Origin of the sequence: Streptomyces sp. R35 (genome assembly GCF_041053035.1) — a bacterium.
In the GTDB taxonomy this organism is placed as follows: domain Bacteria; phylum Actinomycetota; class Actinomycetes; order Streptomycetales; family Streptomycetaceae; genus Streptomyces; species Streptomyces lutosisoli.
In genome coordinates this window covers 9,562,737-9,583,184 of sequence record NZ_CP163440.1, presented here as the reverse complement: position 1 = coordinate 9,583,184, position 20,448 = coordinate 9,562,737, and the positions used below count along the sequence as shown (strand labels likewise).

Genomic DNA, 20,448 nt, shown 5'->3' with positions numbered 1-20,448 from the left:
CCAAGATGGCGCGGCCAACCGACTGGAGTCCGCTCGCCGAGCAGGACCCCATGCCCGGAGATGTGCACGACATACGGGGCGAGTCCCAGCGACTCGGCAAGCTGGCGAAGATGATCAGCGAACAGGTCGAGCGACTGAACGCCATCGGGCGGGACACGACCGCGCTCAAAGGCCAGTACGCGGGCGCCATGCGCGACAAGGCCGAAGAGCTGTCAGGGCGGCTCGGCAAGACGCATCACCGGTACGACCACGTGTCGGGGTATCTCGGGCACTGGGCGGACGACCTGGAGGACTGCCAGAAGCAGGCCGACGACGCGTTGAGCGACGCGAAGGAGGCGCAGGGGCGTGTCGACGCGCACCAGCCGCCCGACGGGCCGAAGAAGCCGAACAACGAGATGTCCGAGGCGGAGAAGACCGCCGAAACGACGCGGCAGCATGCCCTCTCCCGCGCCGAGGACGCCCTGGGGGCCGCCCGGAACAAGCTCGACAAGGCCATCGGTCACCGGGACGAGCGGGCCGGCCACTGGGCCGGCAAGATCAAGCGGGCCATCAGCAAGGACGGGCTGCACGACAAGGGCTGGGACAAGTTCAAGAACTGGGTCAGTGATCATGCCCGGCTGCTCAACGACCTTGCGAACGTGTTGGTCTGGGTGGCGACCGCCTGCGCGATCGTGGCGCTCTTCATCCCCGGGCTGAACATCATCGCGATGATCGCGCTCGGGGCGACCATCGGCTCGTTGCTGCTGCATACGACCACCGCGCTCGCGGGCGCGGGCAGTTGGATCGACGTGGGGCTCGATGTCTTCGCCCTGGCCACATTCGGGCTCGGGCGGCTGGCGGCGCCCGGGATGCGGGCCGCCGAGGACGGCGTGCGGGGTGCGATGCGCGGCGCCGGGGCGGTGGGCCTGGGGAAGGCCGCCTTCAAGGCCGCCGTGACCGACGGGATGAGAAACGCCGGGCGGGTCTTCAAACTCGGGGTGAAGGGCAGCAAGGAATGGGAGGCGGCCCGCGTGGCCATGAGTGACGGAGCCAAAGGCATGTATGCGGCCAAGAATGCCGCGCTGACCAGTGCGAAGGAGCTGTCCGGGCAGGCACTGCCGAAGCTCGGTGCCCTCAAGAACCTTCTCGGGGGCGGTGCCGACGCTGCCCCCCTCAAGGCCTTCCTCGGCCAGGCGGCTGAGCGGTTCCCCGACTCGGCGCGCATCGCGTCGTCGGTCGAGAAGGGGGTGGGCGCGATACGGCTCAGCCAGGGGGCCTTCGCGGCGGGTATGGGCGTGGACTCGTTCGACAAGGCGTTCGGGATGACGGGGCCCTACTTTTCCGACGGTTCAGTGGTCGGCTCGAACAACCCCTGGATACAGGCCAAGACGTGGGCCACACAGCCAGTGGGGTCGTCATGGTGACCAACTCCGGCGGGCCGACGCGCGAGAACGGCACCGCATCGGACGGCCCGCCCCGGGTCCTCCCGCCGCTGACCCGCCTGAACGGCTACATCCTGCTGATCGTCAGCTTCTTCGGGTTCTGGGTCTGGATCGGCCTGAACGCGCTGGTGCTGTTGTTGCTGGGTCTGGACCAGAAGAGTCACGCCAACCAGGGGCCGCTCTTCGTGGGCCTGACGGTCTTCTGGGTGCTGCTGCCGGCGGCGACATCCCTGTGGCAAGCGCCCGAACTTCTGAACCGTCCGCTCGGGCCCCCCAGGAGGGACGCGAAAGGCCTTGCGGGCTATCTGCTGCGGCACTCCGATGAAGGGGTGCTGGGCGGACCCCTGGAGCTGGCGGGCGCGGCGCCGCCGCTCCAGTTCTGGTTCGTCACCGTGCTGTTCGTCCTCGCTTCCGGTGGCGCGGGCGCCGAGGCCTTCTCCGTGGTGGACGGCCCGGTCTGGAAAGCCCTCGTCTGGCTCGGCTTCCTGGCCTCTCTCCTCTCCCTCACCCTCCTCATCCAGGGCGCCCTCTCCCGCCGCCGCTCGGCCCGCAGAAAGAGTGCCGCCTCATGACCACCCCCGGATCCACCCCCACACCGACGCCCCAGCCCCAGGAATCCTCCGCGCCCCCCAACTCGTACTCCCTCGTCCTCCCGCCCGGCTGGGCCCGCATACCCCTGCGCTACGGCACCGACGGCGCCGTCCAGCGAATCCTGGACCGGTCCTTCGACGGCATGCCCCGCGACGAGGTGTTCACGTATCGCAGGGACCTCGAAAGCGGGCTCCGGCGGCGTATTCGTGAGGCGCGTGAGGCGAACGGGCTCGACCTCTACCTTCCCGTCGAGCTGATGCACGGCATGTCCGTGCCCGCCTCGTTCCTGGTCTCCGAGACCCGTACACCCGAGTCGGGCGACGACCTCGACCCCGCCGAGCTCGCCCTTTTCCTGGCCGCGTCCGAGACCGGCCGCGAGGTTGTCGAGCTCGACGGCTCGACCGCCGTACGGACGGAACGGACCGCCCCCGCCGATCCGGCCCGCGGCATCGACTTCCCCTCGCGGCGCGTCGACTATCAGGTCCCCGTACCGCAGGACTCCCGGCGATGGCTGACCATCGCCTTCTCGGCCGTCGGCGCGCAGGACGCGGACGGCGAGCTGTCCCTGCTCCTCGTCGACCTCTTCGACGCCGTCATGACGACCCTCCGCTGGAGCACCCGATGAGCAGTGAGTCTCCCGTGCGGGCCATGTCCTTCCCGCCCGACAACGACGGCTGGACCATGGCCCCCGCCCCCTACGGTTCACTCGCCGGGGATCCCGGCCCGGAGTGGGTCGCCCTCCCCGCCGAGTTCACGGCGACGAGGTGGGCGGACTCCTCGGCATACGCGAAAGACATCGCCACCGCACTCGTCATCCGGCAGCGGGAACTCCTCGGTGACCGGAACATCGCGGACGACCTGCACACTCGCGTCGCCGATCAGATCCGGGACAGCTACGCCCAGCTGTTCGACCTGGTGCCCGCGCACTTCCACCTCCTCTACTGGCCCGACCTGCGCAAGCCGCCCGTGCCCGTCTTCGTCGGTTTCTGGCAGCCGGAGCACGACGCCGGCTCGGCCGCCCTGCATTACTCAGGGTCCGTCGAGTACGAGGAGGCGACCGGAGAGACGCCGATCAGGGAGGGGTTCACCACCGACCGCCTGGGCGACGGGGTGCGCGTCCTCCGGCTCGTACCGCTGAAGCCGGACGACCCACGGGACCCCGACTTCGTCCTGGGAGTCCTGGCCTACCACTGGCGTACGCGGGATCCGGCCGTCGACGTCCAGCTCCTCGCCTTCACCAACGAGCTGGGGCAGCTCTACGCCGCTCTCCCCGACCTCGACGCCTTCGCCCACTCCCTCGTCCTCACGGACGAGCCGGTGGGCTGACCGTCACGGACAGACCACCGGCCGACATCCCCAGAGAAGGCCGGTTCACGCGGGGCATCACACTGACCCGCGCTCCAGCCGTACCTCGACCAAACCTGGTCCTACTACTCCCCCGTGGCCCGCGCGGGCCCGACGGCCCGCCCCTCTCAGCGCAGCTCCGCCCGGAACGCCACCGGAGTGGTCCCCGTGTGCTGGTGGAAGAACTTGGAGAAGTTGGCGGAGTCGGGAAAGCCCACGGCGGCGCCGATGCGACCGATGGGCATGTCCGTGTGCGCGAGGAGGCGTTTGGCCTCCAGGATGACCCGTTTGCCGATGAAGCCCTTCGGGGTCTCGCCGGTGGCCGCGCGCACCGCGCGGACCAGGGTGCGGCGGGAGTAGCCGAGGGCGTCGGCGTACGCGCTGACGCTGTGGTTGGTGGCGAAGCCCTTCTCGACCGCGTCCCGGAAGCGGGTGAAGGTGGTGTCGGTCTGTTCGCGCGCCGCCTCGGCGGAGCTCGCCGCGAGATGGGCGAGGCGCAGCAGGAACGCGGTCAGGGAGTGCCGCAGCACCGCGGTGTGCAGGCTGAGCGGCAGCGTGGTCGTGTCGACGTACTCGCGTTCCAGCTGGGCCAGCGAGTGCTCCAGGGCGGCCAGCTGGTCGGCGTCGGGGCGCAGCAGCGGGGGCAGGTCGTAGCGGTAGAGGCCGGTCGCCTCGACGGTCGCCCGCGGCAGGAAGCCGGGCTGCATGATCAGGACGGTGCCGCGGTAGCGGTCGGTGCTGGAGAAGCGGTGCACCTGGCCGGGGCGGATCCACAGGATGTCGCCGGCCGAGACCTCGTACTCGGCGAAGTCGACCATGTGCTTGACGGGGCCCTCGTGGAAGAGCATCACGACGTGGAAGTCGATGCGGTGCACGCGCTCCAGGGGCGCGTCCGCGTGCCAGACGCGGCCCGTCCCCATCGCGCCGACCTGCACACCGACTCCGGAGAGGCTCAGGTCGACGGGGAAGGGGAAGGTCTTGATCCCGTCCACGGTCCCCCCTTCGCCCCCTGCACCGCCTTGGGTGGTTCTGTCTGCCATGTCCTTCTCACGTCGGCTCGGTACGGCACTCCGTGTCCCACTTTCACCGAAGGCTGACACACGGGCACCTTCCCCAGCAAAAGTCAGACTTTTAGGTTTGAAGGCGTTCCACCAGAGATTGCCCATCCAGTGAGGACTTCTTGAAGATGAGTACGCAGACCCCTGACGGCTTCGAATGGACCGAGCTCGACCGCCGAGCCGTCGATACCGCGCGCATTCTGGCCGCTGACGCCGTTCAGAAGGTCGGCAACGGCCACCCGGGCACGGCGATGAGCCTGGCCCCGGCCGCGTACACGATCTTTCAGAAGGTGATGCGTCACGACCCCGCCGACCCGGAGTGGACCGGCCGCGACCGCTTTGTCCTCTCCCCCGGTCACACCTCGCTGACCCTTTACACCCAGCTCTTCCTCTCCGGCTACGAGCTCGAACTCGACGATCTCAAGGCGTTCCGTACGCACGGGTCCAAGACGCCGGGCCACCCCGAGTACGGGCACACGGCGGGCGTCGAGACGACGACCGGGCCGCTCGGCCAGGGTGTCGCCAACGCCGTGGGCATGGCGATGGCCGCCCGCTACGAGCGCGGCCTCTTCGACCCCGAGGCTCCGGAGGGTGAGTCCCCCTTCGACCACACGATCTGGGCGATCGTCTCGGACGGCGACCTGGAGGAGGGCATCTCCGCCGAGGCATCCTCGCTGGCCGGGCACCAGAAGCTCGGCAACCTCGTCTTCGTCTACGACGACAACCACATCTCCATCGAGGGCGACACCGCCACCGCGTTCTCCGAGGACGTCCTGAAGCGGTACGAGGCGTACGGCTGGCACGTGCAGCGGATCGAGCCCTCCGCCGACGGCGACATCGACGTGCACGCGCTGTACGCGGCGCTCACGGCGGCGCAGGCCGAGACCGGGCGCCCCTCCATCATCGCGATGCGCACGATCATCGCCTGGCCCGCGCCGAACGCGCAGAACACCGAGGCCTCGCACGGCTCGGCGCTCGGTGCCGAGGAGATCGCCGCCACCAAGCGCGTCCTCGGCTTCGACCCGGAGAAGTCCTTCGAGGTCGCGGGCGAGGTGCTCGCCCACGCCCGCCAGGCCCTCGACCGCGGTGCCGAGGCGCACGCCGCCTGGGACAAGCGGATCGGCGAGTGGCGCACCGCCCAGCCCGAGCGCGCGCAGCTCTTCGACCGTGTCGTCGCCGGTCAGCTGCCCGAGGGCTGGGAGTCGGCGCTGCCGGTCTTCGAGGAGGGCACGTCCGTCGCGACCCGTGCCGCCTCCGGCAAGGTCCTCCAGTCGCTCGGCGGTGTCCTCCCCGAGCTGTGGGGCGGCTCCGCCGACCTCGCCGGTTCGAACAACACCACCATCGACAAGACGTCCTCGTTCCTGCCCAAGGGCAACCCGTTGCCGGAGGCGGACCCGTACGGCCGCACCGTCCACTTCGGCATCCGTGAGCACTCGATGGCCGCCGAGATGAACGGCATCGCGCTGCACGGCAACACCCGTATCTACGGCGGTACGTTCCTGGTCTTCTCGGACTACATGCGCAACGCCGTGCGCCTGTCCGCGCTGATGCAGCTCCCGGTGACGTACGTCTGGACGCACGACTCGATCGGCCTCGGCGAGGACGGTCCCACCCACCAGCCGGTCGAACACCTCGCCTCACTGCGCGCCATCCCCGGCCTGAACATCGTCCGCCCGGCCGACGCCAACGAGACGGCGATCGCCTGGGCCGAGATCCTCAAGCGGCACGCGACCAACCCGGCCCCGCACGGTCTGGCGCTGACCCGCCAGGGTGTGCCGACGTACGCGCCCAACGAGGATGCCGCGAAGGGCGGTTACGTCCTGCGCGACTCCTCCACCGGGACCCCGGACGTCGTGCTCATCGCCACCGGCTCCGAAGTGCAGCTCGCCGTCGCCGCGCGCGAGCGGCTGGAGGCCGAGGGGGTCGGCACCCGGGTGGTGTCGATGCCGTCCGTCGAGTGGTTCGAGGAGCAGTCCGCCGAGTACCGCGCAAGCGTGCTTCCGCCGTCCGTGAAGGCCCGCGTGGCGGTCGAGGCGGGCATCGGTCTGACCTGGTACCGCTACGTCGGTGACCACGGACGCATCGTTTCGCTGGAGCACTTCGGTGCCTCCGCCGACGGCAACACCCTGTTCGCCGAGTTCGGTTTCACCGCCGAGAACGTCGCCGCCGCCGCGCGGGAATCCCTCACCGCCGCCCGCGGTTGATCCGTTCGCACGAAGGAAGATGATCACTGTGACCGAAGCAACCCTGAAGCGCCTCTCCGACGAAGGCGTCTCCATCTGGCTGGACGACCTCTCCCGCAAGCGGATCGAGTCCGGCAACCTGGCCGAACTCATCGCCACCCGCCACGTGGTGGGCGTCACCACCAACCCGTCCATCTTCCAGGCCGCCATCGGCTCCGGAGAGGGCTACGAGGAGCAGCTGGCCGACCTCGCCGAGCGCGGCGTGACGGTCGACGAGGCCGTCCGCATGATGACGACCCAGGACGTGCGCGCCGCCGCCGACATCCTGCGCCCGGTGTACGACGCGACCGGCGGCCAGGACGGCCGGGTCTCCATCGAGGTCGACCCCCGCCTGGCCCACAACACGGCCGCCACGATCGCCGAGGCCAAGCAGCTCTCCTGGCTGGTCGACCGCCCGAACGTGATGATCAAGATCCCGGCGACGAAGGCCGGACTCCCGGCGATCACCGAGGTCATCGGCCTCGGCATCAGCGTCAACGTCACGCTGATCTTCTCGCTGGAGCGCTACCGCGAGGTCATGGACGCCTACCTGGCGGGCCTGGAGAAGGCGAAGGCCGCGGGCATCGACCTCGCCGGCATCCACTCCGTCGCCTCCTTCTTCGTCTCCCGCGTCGACAGCGAGATCGACAAGCGTCTCGCCAAGGCCGGCACGGACGAGGCGCTCGCACTCAAGGGCAAGGCGGCGCTCGCCAACGCGCGGCTCGCCTACGAGGCGTACGAGGAGGTCTTCGGCACGGACCGCTGGGCCGCCCTCGACACTGCGCGGGCCAACAAGCAGCGTCCGCTGTGGGCCTCGACCGGCGTGAAGGACCCCGCGTACAAGGACACGCTGTACGTCGACGAGCTGGTCGCGCCGGGCACGGTCAACACCATGCCGGAGGCGACCCTGAACGCCACCGCCGACCACGGCGACATCCACGGCGACTCGGTGACCGGCGGCTACGCCGGGGCCCGCGCCGACCTGGCGGCCGTCGAGGCGCTCGGGATCTCGTACGACGAGGTCGTGAAGCAGCTGGAGGACGAGGGCGTCTCGAAGTTCGAGGCAGCCTGGGGAGATCTGCTCGACGCGGTGGCGGCCTCGCTGCGCGGCAAGGGAGTTGAGGGGGAATGACCAAGCGTGAGGCGCTTCCGGACAGTGCCGCGAAGAATGCGGCCGCCGCGCCGGAGGGATCTGGTGACGCGGCCGTGGAACCGACCGTGGTGACGGCGGACGCCGGTGCCGCGAGCGCCGGACCCGCGGACGCGGCACAGCGGGCGCTCGCCGAGGCACTCGGTCTCGCCGCGTCCGACTGGGACAACCCGCTCCGCGACCCCCGCGACCGCCGGCTCCCCCGTATCGCGGGCCCGTCGGGCCTGGTCATCTTCGGTGTCACCGGCGACCTGTCCCGCAAGAAGCTGATGCCGGCCGTGTACGACCTGGCCAACCGGGGTCTGCTCCCGCCGGGCTTCTCGCTCCTCGGGTTCGCCCGCCGCGAGTGGGCGGACCAGGACTTCGCGCAGGTCGTCCACGACTCGGTGCGCGAGCACTCCCGTACGGAGTTCCGTGAGGAGGTCTGGCAGCAGCTCGCCGAGGGCATGCGGTTCATCCCGGGCGACTTCGACGACGACACGGCGTTCAAGCAACTGCGCTCCGCCGTCGACGAGTTGGACTCCTCCCGGGGCACCAGCGGCAACTACGCCTTCTACCTCTCCGTACCGCCGAAGTTCTTCCCGAAGGTCGTCCAGCAGCTCAAGAAGCACGGCCTCGCGGACGCGCCGGAGGGTTCCTGGCGGCGCGCGGTGATCGAAAAGCCGTTCGGCCACGACCTGGTGAGCGCGCGGGAGCTGAACGCGATCGTGCACGAGGTGTTCGACCCGGACCAGGTGTTCCGGATCGACCACTACCTCGGCAAGGAGACCGTCCAGAACATCCTGGCGCTCCGCTTCGCCAACCAGATGTACGAGCCCATCTGGAACCGGTCGTACGTCGACCACGTCCAGATCACCATGGCCGAGGACATCGGCATCGGTGGCCGCGCCGGTTACTACGACGGCATCGGCTCCGCCCGGGATGTGATCCAGAATCACCTCCTCCAGCTGATGGCGCTGACCGCCATGGAGGAGCCGGCCGCCTTCGACGCCGAGTCGCTGCTCACCGAGAAGCTCAAGGTCCTCCGGGCCGTGAAGGTGCCGGAGAAGCTGGGCGAGCACACCGTGCGCGGGCAGTACGCGGCGAGCTGGCAGGGTGGCGAGAAGGTGCGCGGCTACCTCCAGGAGGACGGCATCGACCGCGCCTCGACGACCGACACCTACGCGGCCGTCAAGCTGGAGGTCGACAACCGCCGTTGGGCGGGCGTCCCCTTCTACCTGCGCACCGGCAAGCGGCTGGGCCGCCGGGTGACGGAGATCGCGGTGGTCTTCCAGCGCGCACCGCACTCCCCGTTCGACTCCACGGCCACCGAGGAGCTCGGGGCGAACGCGATCGTCATCCGCGTCCAGCCCGACGAGGGCATGACGGTGCGCTTCGGATCCAAGGTCCCGGGTACGTCGATGGAGATCCGGGACGTCACGATGGACTTCGCGTACGGCGAGTCGTTCACCGAGTCCAGCCCGGAGGCGTACGAACGGCTGATCCTGGATGTCCTGCTCGGCGACGCCAATCTCTTCCCCCGTCACCAAGAGGTGGAAGAGTCCTGGAAGATCCTCGACCCGATCGAGGGGTACTGGGAGAACCACGGCAAGCCCGCGCAGTACCCCTCGGGCAGCTGGGGTCCGAAGGAAGCCGACGAGATGCTCGCAAGAGACGGACGGAGCTGGCGCAGGCCATGAAGATCGACCTGACCGACACCACGGCAAGCAAGATCAACAAGGCGCTCGTGCAGGGGCGCCGTGCCATCGGCACTCCTGCCGTGGGCATGGTCCTGACGATGGTCATCGTCACCGACGAAGAGAACGCGTACGACTCGATCAAGGCGGCCGAGGAGGCCTCGCGCGAGCACCCCTCGCGCACCCTGGTCGTCATCAAGCGGGTCGCCCGCACCCCGCGCGACCGCACCAACTCCCGTCTGGACGCCGAAGTGCGCGTCGGCTCGGACGCGGGCACCGGTGAGACGGTCGTCCTGCGGACGTACGGCGAGGTGTCCGACCACGCCGACTCCGTGGTCCTGCCGCTGCTGCTGCCGGACGCGCCCGTCGTCGTCTGGTGGCCGGTGGACGCGCCCGACGTCCCGGCCAAGGACCCGCTGGGCGCCCTCGCACAGCGCCGGATCACCGACATGTACGCCGTCGAGCGCCCGCTCCAGGCCCTGGAGGCCCGCGCTTCCTCGTACGCGCCCGGCGACACCGACCTGGCGTGGACCCGGCTGACGCCGTGGCGCTCGATGCTGGCCGCCGCGCTCGACCAGGCCCGGACGAAGGTGACGTCGGCGGCCGTCGAGAGCGAGGCCGAGAACCCGAGCGCCGAGCTGCTGGCCCGCTGGCTGGAAGCCCGGCTCCGGGTCCCGGTCGAGCGGGTCGAGACCGCGGGGCCCGTCGTGACCGCCGTACGGCTCGGCACCGCGGGCGGCGAGATCGTGATCGACCGCCCCGAGGGCCCGCTCGCCACGCTGTCCCTGCCCGGACAGCCCTCCCGCACCCTCGCGCTGAAGGTGCGCTCCACCTCCGAGCTGATCTCGGAGGAGCTGCGCCGCCTCGACGCGGACGAGATGTACGCCGTCGCCCTGCGGGGCGAGGGCACCAAGGAGACCCCCAGTCATGCCTGACTCCCCCAAGCTCACGCGGCGCCCCGAGTGGGTGGCCCTGGAGGACCACCGCGCGGGCGCGCTGCTCCACCCGCGGCTGCGTGAGCTGTTCGCCGCCGACCCCGCTCGCGCGGAGCGTTACGTCGTACGGGTCGGCGACCTGCGGATCGACTACTCCAAGCATCTGATCACCGACGAGACCCTCGCCCTGCTCCAGGAACTGGCCACCGCCACCGATGTGTTCGGGCTGCGGGACGCCATGTTCCGGGGCGAGAAGATCAACGTCACCGAGGACCGCGCGGTGCTGCACACCGCGCTGCGCGCCCCGCGCGACGCCGTGATCGAGGTCGACGGGGAGAACGTCGTCCCCGCCGTGCACGACGTGCTGGACAAGATGGCCGACTTCGCCGGGCGGGTCCGCTCGGGCGAGTGGACCGGGCACACCGGCAAGCGCATCAAGAACGTCGTCAACATCGGCATCGGCGGTTCCGACCTCGGTCCGGCGATGGCGTACGAGGCCCTGCGGGCCTTCTCGGACCGCGAGCTGACGGTCCGCTTCGTGTCGAACGTCGACGGTGCCGATCTCCACGAGGCCGTCCGCGACCTCGACCCGGCCGAGACGCTGTTCATCATCGCCTCGAAGACGTTCACCACGATCGAGACGATCACCAACGCCACCTCGGCCCGCTCGTGGCTGCTGGGCGGGCTGGGCGGCGACGAGAAGGCGGTCGCCAAGCACTTCGTGGCGCTGTCGACGAACGCCGGGAAGGTGTCGGACTTCGGTATCGACACGGCCAACATGTTCGGGTTCTGGGACTGGGTCGGCGGGCGCTACTCCTTCGACTCGGCGATCGGCCTGTCGCTGGTGATCGCGATCGGCCCGGACCGGTTCCGGGAGCTGCTCGACGGGTTCAGGATCGTCGACGAGCACTTCAAGACCGCTCCCGCCGAGGCCAATGCCCCCTTGCTGCTCGGCCTGTTGGGCGTCTGGTACGGCAACTTCCACGACGCCCAGTCGCACGCCGTACTGCCCTACTCGCACTACCTGTCCAAGTTCACGGCGTACTTGCAGCAGCTGGACATGGAGTCCAACGGCAAGTCGGTGGACCGCGATGGCCACCCCGTGGGATGGCAGACCGGGCCGGTCGTGTGGGGCACGCCCGGCACCAACGGGCAGCACGCGTACTACCAGCTCATCCACCAGGGCACCAAGTTGATCCCGGCCGACTTCATCGGCTTCGTCAACCCGGTCGCCGAGCTGAGCGACGAGCTCAAGGACCAGCACGACCTGCTGATGGCGAACTTCTTCGCACAGACGCAGGCGCTGGCCTTCGGCAAGACGCCGGACGAGGTGCGCGCCGAGGGCGTGGCCGAGGAGCTGGTGCCGCACAAGACGTTCCAGGGCGACCACCCGACGACCACGATCCTCGCGAGCGAACTGACGCCCTCGGTCCTCGGCCAGCTGATCGCGCTGTACGAGCACAAGGTGTTCGTCCAGGGCGCGATCTGGAACATCGACTCGTTCGACCAGTGGGGTGTCGAGCTGGGCAAGGTCCTCGCCAAGCGCGTGGAGCCCGCCCTCACCGAAGGCGCCGACGTGCCCGGTCTCGACCCCTCCACCGCCGCCCTCGTGGCCGCCTACCGCACTCTCCGAAAGAAGTGAACGACATGCAGCTCGGACTCATCGGCCTCGGCAAGATGGGCGGCAACATGCGCGAGCGGATACGCCGCGCGGGTCACACCGTCATCGGCTACGACCGCAATCCCGACCTCGCCGACGTGAGCAGCCTCGCCGAACTCGTGGGCAAGCTCGAAGGCCCCCGCGTGGTCTGGGTGATGGTGCCCGCCGGTGCCGCCACCCAGTCCGTCATCGACGAGCTCGGTGACCTCCTGGAGCCCGGCGACACCGTCGTCGACGGCGGCAACTCCCGCTGGACGGACGACGAGAAGCACGCCGAGGAGCTGGCGGCCAAGGGCATCGGCTTCGTCGACGCGGGCGTCTCGGGTGGCGTGTGGGGCCTGCAGAACGGCTATGCGCTGATGGTCGGCGGCGACGCGGAGCACATCGCGAAGGTCCAGCCGGTCTTCGACGCGCTCAAGCCCGAGGGCGACTTCGGCTTCGTGCACGCCGGCAAGGTCGGCGCGGGCCACTTCTCGAAGATGGTCCACAACGGCATCGAGTACGCGATGATGCAGGCCTATGCCGAGGGCTGGGAGCTGCTGGAGAAGGTCGACTCCGTCACGGACGTGCGCGAGGTCTTCCGCTCCTGGCAGGAGGGCACCGTCATCCGCTCCTGGCTGCTCGACCTCGCGGTCAACGCCCTGGCCGACGACGAGCACCTCGACAAGCTGCGCGGCTACGCGGAGGACTCGGGCGAGGGCCGCTGGACCGTCGAGGCGGCCATCGACAACTCCGTCCCGCTCCCGGCGATCACCGCCTCCCTCTTCGCGCGGTTCGCGTCCCGCCAGGACGACTCCCCGCAGATGAAGATGATCGCGGCGCTGCGCAACCAGTTCGGCGGCCACGCCGTCGAGTCCGCGAAGTAATGGCCATGGGCGACCTCCTGCTGGTCCGCCACGGCGAGACCGAGTGGAGTGTGTCGGGCCGGCACACCAGCTGGACCGACCTGCCCCTCACCCAGCGCGGCGAGGAACAGGCCAAGTCCCTCGCCCCGCTGCTCGCCGGCCGGACCTTCGCCCTCGCCCTCACCAGCCCGCTGGGCCGTGCGGTCCGCACCGCGGAACTCGCGGGCCTGTACGGGGCCGTGACCGATCCCGAACTGCACGAGTGGGACTACGGCGCGTACGAGGGTGTCACGACGGTCGAGATACACCGCACCCGGCCGGACTGGTACCTGTGGAACGACGGGGTCGCGCCCGGTCCGGCGGATCATCCGGGCGAGTCACCCGCGCAGGTGGGCCTGCGGGCCGACCGCGTGCTCGCCCGGATCGGGCCGGCGCTCGCCGAAGGTGATGTGGTCCTCGTGGCGCACGCCCACTTCCTGCGGGTGCTCGCGGCCCGCCGGCTCGGGCTTCCCCCGGCCGACGGGCGGCTGTTCCAGCTCGCCACGGGCACGGTCAGCCGGCTCTCCATGGAGCACGGGCGCCCCGTGATCGCCGAGTGGAATGCCGCGGGAGCTTCGGCGCCGGCTCACTAGTGGCCGGTCTCCACGCTGCGGACATCCGTAAGGCCCCGGCTACAGCACGTCGCCGAACTCGCTCAACACCCCTGGCGGGGCGAGCGCGTTGACGTAGTGGCCGGGGCCGTGGTCGTCGAAGGAGTACGTGAACGGGAGGGTGCGGGTCAGCGCGAGCCGGGTGGCGAAGAAGGCGAGGGGTGCCACGACCGCGAGGCCGGCGAGGCTGTCCATCTGCGGGTAGTGCAGGCCCGGTTCGGTGTTCTCGCTCCAGCCGTCCTCGTGTGCGCCGAGCAGCGGGCGCAGGGACCGGCGGACCGACTCGGTGACGCGGACGCCCAGTTCGCCCCAGCCCGCCGTCGGCCGGCTCGTCAGGGTCCGCAGCAGGTCGCCGGGGAGCGACACCGCCTCGATCGCCGTTCCGGCCGCGAAGGCGAGGGCCATGTCCATCGGCCCGCGCGGCCTGCGGTAGTGGAACTCCCGGCCGAACGGCGCGTAGGGGCCGACGGGCCGGGGCGGCAGTGCGGGGACGACATCGCGGTCGAAGATGTAGCGGATCAGCCGGTCGCGCAGCAGATGCACGCCCTGGGGGTCTATCGACTCCTCGCACGCCCGGGCGAAGTCGGGGCCGCCGACCATGGGCTGGCCGAAGGTGTAGACGGCCTTCAGCTTCTCGGCGATGGGCCGGTAGCGGGGTTCGTGGGCCAGGACGACGCCCATCAGGGCGGCCATCGCTCCGCCCAGGCTGTGCCCGGTGATGTACAGGGCCTCCAGGCCGTCGCCGCGGGTGCCCTCCTCGCCGGGAATCACCGACTCGCCGCGCAGGGCGCGTTCCAGGGCCGCGACGATCGGATGGCGGGTGGCGCGGACATTGCGGTAGAAGCCCGCGTGGACCTCGTAGCGCCGTCCTTCCAGCTCGACGGAGAGCGTTTCGGGCCGTACGTCGGCGTCGGTCAGGATGCTGATGATGTCCTCGGGCTGGGTGCCCCGGTAGCAGAGGATCGCGATCCGGCGGTCCTTGTCCTGGATCAGATAGGCGGCCGAGGCGATGTACATCGCGTCCACGCGCTGCTCGAACACCCGGCAGTTGTTCTCCTCCAGGCCGAGCCTCGCCATGATCATGGCGACGGTCCGTGGGTCACTCCGCTGGCCGAATCCGGCGTACGAGTACGCCGCGCAGGTCGCCAGGGTGTGCGGGACGATGCCGTCGGGGTCGGGCTGGGCCTTGTCCTCGACCAGGCGTTCCACCAGGTCGGGGTAGACCGGGAAGCCGGTCGGACCCGGCTCGGTGCCTGCCTTCAACGGGCGCAGCTCGGCGAAGCCGGGCCCCTTGGCGTAGTCGTCGTCGCGCATGGGCGACCTCCCCCGGATCACAGCGGACGCCCCGGCGCGCTCCGAGGCGGGCCGGGTGGGTGTCCAGACTGTCGGGCGCACCGCCGCCCTGTGAATCCGTCGACCGACGTAACCCCCGGTCACACGTCGTTCACCGGCCATCCCGCGAGCCGCCGGGTGGGGTCGCTGGGAAGCGGGGGCGTTCACGGGGCAGGCACCCCGGTCGGGCGAATGCGCGTTCGCGGCCTTGACGTGCACTCACCGCACCTTTCGTCTCATGGTTCGTAGAGGTGACAAGGACGCGCACATCGGCGGGAACCCCCGCTGTGGGCGCTCAGGGCCGCCGGTAGCGTGCTGGCCCCTGTCCCGTACACACTCGTACGAAGGAAACGACCGATGGCCGAGACCGGGCAGCACAAACAGCAGTACGAGCAGTACGAAGGTGGCAGCCCCGAGGCGGAACGGCTGGTGTTCGAGCGGCTGGCCCGGGAGCTGATGGACGTGCAGGTCAAGAACCGGCGGGCGGGCGGCGGCGGGATCTCCCGCACCTTCCACGCCAAGGCGCCGGTGGCCGTGGAGAACGCGCGGCTGCGCTTCCACGACGACCTGCCCGTAGCCCTGCGCAGCGGTTTCGCCCAGCCCGGCGCCGAGTATCCCGCGACGGTACGGCTGTCCAACGCGAGCGGCGTACGGCAGGGCGACGGAGCGCCTGACCTGCGGGGCGCGGCCGTGCGGGTGCGGGTGTCGGAGGGCGAGAGCCACGACCTGCTCGCGACCAGCTATCCGGTCTCGCACGCCCGCAACGCACGCGAGTTCGTGGCCTTCGCCAAGGCGATGGCGGGCGCCCGCAATCCGGTCCAGAAGGCCTTCGGGCTGTTCGTGAAGCTGCCGCTGGCCGTGGGGCTCGCCGCCGCGAACCGGATGCGGCGCAATGTCCAGGCGGCGACGCGGCACACCGTCAACTCCCTGGCCAGTGAGACGTACTGGAGCCGGGGCGCGATCCTGTGGGGCGAGGCGGGTCCGGTGCGCTATCTGCTGCGGCCGGCTCCCGGGAGTCCTCCGTCGGCCGCCGCGGACCGGAGCGACCCGGAGTTCCTGCACCGTGAGATCGCCGGGCGGCTCGCCAAGACGGACGTCGTCTTCGAGCTGTGCGTGCAGCGGTACGTCGACGAGCGGCACACGCCGGTCGAGGACGCCTCCGTGGAGTGGAAGGACACCATGGCGCCCGCGGTGCCGGTGGCCCGGCTGACCATCCCCAGCCAGGACCTGAGCACCGCCGAGGCCCGCGCGGCGGCCCGGCGCATCGAGGATCTCGCGTTCAACCCCTGGTACACGACCGACGGCTTCCGTCCGCTCGGCAATATCAACCGGGCGAGGAAGGCCGCCTACCACGCGAGCAGCGCACACCGGCTGGGGCTGCGGTTCGTCACGGAGGAGCCGCTGCAGAACAGGCTGCTCGGCCCTCCGACGGGCGCGGCCTTCTCGCTGCTGAACCGGTTCGTGCCCTGGCACCGGCTGCCGTTGCAGCTGAGCCTGCTGAACCTGGTGTTCCTGCGCAAGGTGCTGCGCCGGTTCAATCTGATCGACACCGAGGTGCGCGAGGCGCCGCCGCAGGCGCAGCCCGTGCCGGAGCCCATCCCCGAGCGGCTGCGCACGGAGCGGTCCTACGACGGGACGTACAACGATCTGTCCGCACCGAAGATGGGCGCTGTGGGCTCCGCCTTCGGACGGAACCTCAAGCCGGAGTACCGCCCCGACCTGTTCGACTCGCCCAACCCGGTCACGGTCAGCCGCCGGCTCCTGTACCGCGAGAGCTTCGTGCCCGCGACCTCGCTCAACATCCTGGCCGCCGCGTGGATCCAGTTCCAGGTGCACGACTGGGTCAACCACCGCCGCTACAAGCCCGGCGAGCGCACCGTCGAGGTGCCGCTGCCGCCCGGCAGCGGGGGCTGGCACAACACGCCCGGCGGTCCTCCCGAGAACGTGATGCGGTTCGCCGAGAACGAGGGCCTCGAACAGCCCGGCAACCGGCCGCCGATCCTCTTCGGCAATGTCGCCTCGCACTGGTGGGACGGCTCCGAGGTGTACGGCGAGGACGAGCAGACCGCGCGGTTCCTGCGGGAGCCGGACGGCGGCGCCAAACTCCGCCTGGAGGACGGCCACCTGCCGTCGGGCCCGAACGGCATTCCGCTCACCGGCTTCAACGAGAGCTGGTGGATGGGGCTCAGCGCGATGCACACGCTGTTCGCACGCGAGCACAACGCCGTGTGCGACGCGCTGCGCGCCGAGTACCCCTCGATGAGCGAGGAGCGGATCTACCACACGGCACGGCTGGTCGTCTCCGCGCTGATCGCGAAGATCCACACGGTGGAGTGGACACCCGCGATCCTCGCCACCAAGGCGATCGACATCGGTCTGAAGACCAACTGGCAGGGCCCGCCGAAGAACTGGCTGAACCAGCTGGGCCTGTGGCTCTTCGAAGCCCACTCCCTGACCGGGATCCCGAAGACACTGCCCGACCACCACACGGCGCCGTACTCCCTCACCGAGGACTTCGTCACCGTCTACCGCATGCACCCGCTGATCCCCGACGACTTCGAGCTGCGCGAGCACCACTTCGGGCAGCGCCAGGAGACGGTCGGCTTCATGGACATCCAGGGCGCCGCGGCCGAGTCGCAGATCCGCAAGACGGGGCTCGCGAACACGCTGTACTCGTTCGGGATCGCCCACCCGGGCGCCATCACGCTGCACAACTTCCCGCGCTCGCTCCAGCAGTTCGAGCGGGACGGCGAGATCATCGACCTGTCGGTCGTGGACCTCGTACGCACCAGGCGGCGGGGTGTCCCGCGCTACAACGACTTCCGCGCGGGGCTGCACAAACCGCGCATCCGCTCCTTCGAGGAGCTGACGCAGAACGCGGAGACACTGGCGCGGCTCAAGGAGGTCTACCGCTCGGTCGACGAGATCGACACGGTGGTCGGGCTGTTCGCGGAGAACCCGCCCGAGGGCTTCGGCTTCAGCGACACCGCGTTCCGGATCTTCATCCTGATGGCCACCCGGCGCCTGCAGAGCGACCGCTTCCTGAATGTCGACTACCGGCCCGAGGTCTACACGCCGCTCGGCATCGACTGGGTCGAGAAGGGCGGCATGAACTCGGTCATCCTGCGCCACTGCCCGGAGCTGGCGGCGCTGATGCCGCGCGGGGCGAGCGCGTTCGCCCCGTGGCGGGCGGTGCGGCCGACCACCGACGGAGGTGCGGGATGACACCGGCCGACGATCACCCCGGGCTGCGTGACCTCTTCGCGCGGCCCCTGCTGGAGACCGTCTGGCACCGCCGCACCCACCGCGTCAGCCGGGGCGCGTCCGTGTCCGCCGGATCCATGAGCTACCGCTCCACGCACACCCAACAGCCCCTGTCGGAGCTGGAGGAGGCGGTGCTCATCGCGCTCACCGGTTCCACGGGACTGACGATGCCCGACCGGCCCTTCGAGGACCCGCGGAACGGCAAACCCATCATGGCCAAGCCCAACATGACCATGACGGGCCGGACCGCGGGCAGCCCGGACAACGCGCAGGGCACGCACTTCTTCCTCATCAACGACTCGGGCACGTACTTCCTGCGCAAGCTGCCGCCCGCACCCCACGAGCCGTTCGACGCCCAGACACTGGTCGCGCGGGCCCGCGAGTCGAAGGTACGGGTCCTCGACCAGCGCCTCGACGTCGCCCAGGGGCTGCGGGACTTCCCGGCGTACCTCGACTCGAACCGGTTCCTGTCCAACCTCCCCGGAACCACCCTGTTCCTGCCGGTGGTCGACCTGTCCCACCAGTACATCAACGCCCTGATGTACTTGCTGACGCAGCCGGACGGGGCACGCCCGACCCTGGTCGACGACCGGAACCTGTACCGCCCGGCCGGGGTGAAGAAGTGGATCAAGAACGGCTTCCTGAACAAGGACCTCAAGCTCCCCCTCGGCGCGCTCGGCCCCATGCGCACCCAGATCGAGGCGGACCTCCTCCTGCAGAACCTGATGCTCACGGCCGAGGCGATGGGTCTGGGCGCCTGGATCCACGCCTCGATCAACCCGCAGATCGCCCTGGGCGACCCCAAGTTCTCCCGCACCTACGGCAGGATGCTCGGCTTCACCTTCGTCACCCCGCGCTGGCGCCTCGCCGACCTGTGGCGCTGGCACGTCCCGCTGCCCAAGTACGCGACGCTGCGCTCGCATCCGGTGGGGCTCACCTCGCGCGAGGGCGAGCCGCTCATCGCCGCCGCCTGCCCGCCCACGCACCAGTCGATGTCGGACGCGGTGGACGCGGTCATCGCCGCCAAGTTCGGCACGGGCGGGACGTACTCGGACAAGGACGTCTTCGCCCGTATCTACAAGGAGGACTACGGGCAGCGCTATCTCGCCGAGGCCAGCGAGTACGACGAGCGGGTCATCGACTGCGCCCGGGACATCTGCGAGTACATCATCGGCACGCACCGCCGTTTCCCGGCGCACACGGACGCGATCCATGTCCCGGGCATCTGGCTCCAGACGCACCATGTCGAGAGCGAGTACTACGACCGGTTCTTCGTGAACGGACTGACCCCGGCGCACCGCGCGCACGCCGGGCTCTGGGACACCTGACCCCGGCTCACGCCCTGTGCGAGGGCTTCTTCCGCCACTTCACGAACTCCTTCTCCGGGTCGCCTGTGTACGACCACGGCGTCCGGCTGGCCCGCCGCCCCAGCATCGTGAACAGCGCGGCGGCGATGTCCGTCGTTCCGGCGTAGCTGGCGGCATGCGTCAGATAGTTGAGGTCACGGACCTCCCAGGGCGCCACGGGGCCGTCCGGGCGGTCCGAGATCCAGCGCTGCCAGGTGCGTCGTACGTCGCTGACGGCGGCGTCGTGGTTCCAGTGCTGGCCGAGCCCGACGACCGCGTCCCGCTGTCCCTTCGCCCCGTCGAGGATGTAGCGGTACTCCTCGACACGGGCGAACTGCACCAGGACCGGGAGCGCGTAGCCGGCCGGTGCCACGCCGGCCGCGTCGCGGGCGAAGTCGTACATCAGGCCGTGTGTGCCATGCCAGCGTGACGAGTAGTAGTGCAGGATCTGGAGATGGCCCTCCATGCTGTACGGGTCGCGGCCGTGCAGTTCGTCCCACCAGCGGCCCAGTTCCTGGCGGCGCACCCCGGCGGGATAGAGCCGTGCGACGGAGATCAGGTAGATCCAGGGCGTGGGGTCCTCGGGGTAGGCCTCGGCGGCCTGGAGACAGGCCATCACCGCGCGGTCGATGCGCTTCTGGTCGATGGGCACCCCCCGGCCCGCGGCTATGGCCAGGTTGAAGGCCCTGGCCACGTCGGTGGCGGCCCGCAGCACCAGGGCGTCGGCGCTGCGGGGTTCGGCGGCGAGCCAGGACTCGACCGTCGAGCTGCCCGCGCAGGCCGGCGCGAGCAGCCGGATCCGGTGACTGCGCACTGACCAGTCGGTGCTCGTGGCCCGCAGCAGCTCGCGCAGGCCCTGCCAGCGGCCGATGACGATGTCCTGGCGGGCGGAGGTGAGGGGTCTGTCCCCGCAGTCGGGGTCGAAGTCGGGGGTGAAGCGGTCTCCCGCCATCG

Annotated in this window: 16 protein-coding genes; 13 read left to right on the top strand and 3 right to left on the bottom strand. The window is 70.1% G+C overall.

Going from position 1 to position 20,448, the window contains the following annotated elements:
* The first annotated feature begins 5 nt into the window (after window positions 1–5).
* Genes AB5J50_RS43020 through AB5J50_RS43005 form a run of 4 tightly spaced genes read left to right on the top strand, consistent with a single transcriptional unit; the run spans window position 6 to window position 3,338 of the window.
* Entirely contained in the window at window positions 6–1,403 is a 1,398-nt protein-coding gene (locus tag AB5J50_RS43020) for a putative T7SS-secreted protein (protein ID WP_369264018.1), read from the top strand.
* Window positions 1,397–1,993, top strand: coding sequence for a hypothetical protein (locus tag AB5J50_RS43015; RefSeq protein ID WP_369264017.1), 597 nt, complete (start codon window positions 1,397–1,399; stop codon window positions 1,991–1,993). Before AB5J50_RS43020 ends, AB5J50_RS43015 begins: the two co-directional genes overlap by 7 nt.
* Window positions 1,990–2,637, top strand: a complete 648-nt coding sequence (locus AB5J50_RS43010) for a hypothetical protein (RefSeq protein WP_369264016.1) — start codon at window positions 1,990–1,992, stop codon at window positions 2,635–2,637. Before AB5J50_RS43015 ends, AB5J50_RS43010 begins: the two co-directional genes overlap by 4 nt.
* Window positions 2,634–3,338 (top strand): hypothetical protein, encoded by a 705-nt coding sequence (locus AB5J50_RS43005; protein WP_369264015.1) that lies wholly within the window; start codon window positions 2,634–2,636, stop codon window positions 3,336–3,338. The genes AB5J50_RS43010 and AB5J50_RS43005 overlap by 4 nt, the downstream gene beginning before the upstream one ends.
* A 146-nt stretch (window positions 3,339–3,484) precedes the next feature.
* Here the strand turns inward: AB5J50_RS43005 and AB5J50_RS43000 are convergent, their stop codons facing one another.
* Complete coding sequence (locus AB5J50_RS43000; protein WP_327433458.1) at window positions 3,485–4,396, bottom strand: AraC family transcriptional regulator; 912 nt, start codon at window positions 4,394–4,396, stop codon at window positions 3,485–3,487.
* Between the two features lie 146 nt (window positions 4,397–4,542).
* Between AB5J50_RS43000 and tkt the strand changes: the two genes are divergently transcribed.
* The 7 genes from tkt to AB5J50_RS42965 are packed head-to-tail and all read left to right on the top strand — an operon-like array spanning window position 4,543 to window position 13,534.
* The gene (gene tkt / locus AB5J50_RS42995) at window positions 4,543–6,618 is read left to right on the top strand and encodes a transketolase (RefSeq protein WP_369264014.1); all 2,076 of its coding nucleotides are present in this window, start codon (window positions 4,543–4,545) and stop codon (window positions 6,616–6,618) included.
* Between the two features lie 19 nt (window positions 6,619–6,637).
* The gene (gene tal, locus AB5J50_RS42990) at window positions 6,638–7,768 is read left to right on the top strand and encodes a transaldolase (protein ID WP_369264013.1); all 1,131 of its coding nucleotides are present in this window, start codon (window positions 6,638–6,640) and stop codon (window positions 7,766–7,768) included.
* A complete protein-coding gene (gene zwf, locus AB5J50_RS42985; protein WP_369264012.1) occupies window positions 7,765–9,465 on the top strand; it encodes a glucose-6-phosphate dehydrogenase in 1,701 nt (566 codons plus the stop codon). The genes tal and zwf overlap by 4 nt, the downstream gene beginning before the upstream one ends.
* Entirely contained in the window at window positions 9,462–10,397 is a 936-nt protein-coding gene (opcA, locus tag AB5J50_RS42980; RefSeq protein ID WP_327433454.1) for a glucose-6-phosphate dehydrogenase assembly protein OpcA, read from the top strand. Before zwf ends, opcA begins: the two co-directional genes overlap by 4 nt.
* Window positions 10,390–12,039: a glucose-6-phosphate isomerase gene (gene pgi, locus AB5J50_RS42975; protein ID WP_369264011.1), complete on the top strand. Its 1,650-nt coding sequence runs from the start codon at window positions 10,390–10,392 to the stop codon at window positions 12,037–12,039. The genes opcA and pgi overlap by 8 nt, the downstream gene beginning before the upstream one ends.
* A 5-nt stretch (window positions 12,040–12,044) precedes the next feature.
* A complete protein-coding gene (gnd, locus tag AB5J50_RS42970) occupies window positions 12,045–12,923 on the top strand; it encodes a phosphogluconate dehydrogenase (NAD(+)-dependent, decarboxylating) (RefSeq protein ID WP_369264010.1) in 879 nt (292 codons plus the stop codon).
* A 5-nt stretch (window positions 12,924–12,928) separates the two neighbouring features.
* Window positions 12,929–13,534, top strand: a complete 606-nt coding sequence (locus AB5J50_RS42965; protein WP_369264009.1) for a histidine phosphatase family protein — start codon at window positions 12,929–12,931, stop codon at window positions 13,532–13,534.
* Window positions 13,535–13,573: 39 nt separating this feature from the next.
* Here the strand turns inward: AB5J50_RS42965 and AB5J50_RS42960 are convergent, their stop codons facing one another.
* Window positions 13,574–14,866, bottom strand: a complete 1,293-nt coding sequence (locus tag AB5J50_RS42960; protein ID WP_369264008.1) for a lipase family protein — start codon at window positions 14,864–14,866, stop codon at window positions 13,574–13,576.
* A 375-nt stretch (window positions 14,867–15,241) separates the two neighbouring features.
* On the opposite strand from AB5J50_RS42960, the gene AB5J50_RS42955 reads away from it, so the two are divergent.
* Window positions 15,242–18,109 carry a peroxidase family protein gene (locus AB5J50_RS42955; RefSeq protein WP_369264007.1) on the top strand — a complete coding sequence of 956 codons (2,868 nt, stop codon included), beginning with the start codon at window positions 15,242–15,244 and terminating at the stop codon, window positions 18,107–18,109.
* Window positions 18,106–19,476: a hypothetical protein gene (locus AB5J50_RS42950; RefSeq protein WP_369264006.1), complete on the top strand. Its 1,371-nt coding sequence runs from the start codon at window positions 18,106–18,108 to the stop codon at window positions 19,474–19,476. Before AB5J50_RS42955 ends, AB5J50_RS42950 begins: the two co-directional genes overlap by 4 nt.
* 7 nt (window positions 19,477–19,483) lie before the next feature.
* Here the strand turns inward: AB5J50_RS42950 and AB5J50_RS42945 are convergent, their stop codons facing one another.
* Window positions 19,484–20,446: a hypothetical protein gene (locus tag AB5J50_RS42945; protein ID WP_369264005.1), complete on the bottom strand. Its 963-nt coding sequence runs from the start codon at window positions 20,444–20,446 to the stop codon at window positions 19,484–19,486.
* Window positions 20,447–20,448: the final 2 nt, after the last annotated feature.

Bases quoted from the DNA above. Each gene is read 5' to 3' on its own strand.
- AB5J50_RS42950 (WP_369264006.1), top strand. From the start codon at position 18,106: ATGACACCGGCCGACGATCACCCCGGGCTGCGTGACCTCTTCGCGCGG.
- tal (WP_369264013.1), top strand. From the start codon at position 6,638: ATGATCACTGTGACCGAAGCAACCCTGAAGCGCCTCTCCGACGAAGGC.
- gnd (WP_369264010.1), top strand. From the start codon at position 12,045: ATGCAGCTCGGACTCATCGGCCTCGGCAAGATGGGCGGCAACATGCGC.
- AB5J50_RS43015 (WP_369264017.1), top strand. From the start codon at position 1,397: ATGGTGACCAACTCCGGCGGGCCGACGCGCGAGAACGGCACCGCATCG.
- AB5J50_RS42960 (WP_369264008.1), bottom strand. From the start codon at position 14,866: ATGCGCGACGACGACTACGCCAAGGGGCCCGGCTTCGCCGAGCTGCGC.
- AB5J50_RS43010 (WP_369264016.1), top strand. From the start codon at position 1,990: ATGACCACCCCCGGATCCACCCCCACACCGACGCCCCAGCCCCAGGAA.
- opcA (WP_327433454.1), top strand. From the start codon at position 9,462: ATGAAGATCGACCTGACCGACACCACGGCAAGCAAGATCAACAAGGCG.
- pgi (WP_369264011.1), top strand. From the start codon at position 10,390: ATGCCTGACTCCCCCAAGCTCACGCGGCGCCCCGAGTGGGTGGCCCTG.
- AB5J50_RS43020 (WP_369264018.1), top strand. From the start codon at position 6: ATGGCGCGGCCAACCGACTGGAGTCCGCTCGCCGAGCAGGACCCCATG.
- AB5J50_RS42965 (WP_369264009.1), top strand. From the start codon at position 12,929: ATGGGCGACCTCCTGCTGGTCCGCCACGGCGAGACCGAGTGGAGTGTG.
- AB5J50_RS42955 (WP_369264007.1), top strand. From the start codon at position 15,242: ATGGCCGAGACCGGGCAGCACAAACAGCAGTACGAGCAGTACGAAGGT.
- AB5J50_RS43000 (WP_327433458.1), bottom strand. From the start codon at position 4,396: ATGGCAGACAGAACCACCCAAGGCGGTGCAGGGGGCGAAGGGGGGACC.
- AB5J50_RS42945 (WP_369264005.1), bottom strand. From the start codon at position 20,446: ATGGCGGGAGACCGCTTCACCCCCGACTTCGACCCCGACTGCGGGGAC.
- zwf (WP_369264012.1), top strand. From the start codon at position 7,765: ATGACCAAGCGTGAGGCGCTTCCGGACAGTGCCGCGAAGAATGCGGCC.
- AB5J50_RS43005 (WP_369264015.1), top strand. From the start codon at position 2,634: ATGAGCAGTGAGTCTCCCGTGCGGGCCATGTCCTTCCCGCCCGACAAC.
- tkt (WP_369264014.1), top strand. From the start codon at position 4,543: ATGAGTACGCAGACCCCTGACGGCTTCGAATGGACCGAGCTCGACCGC.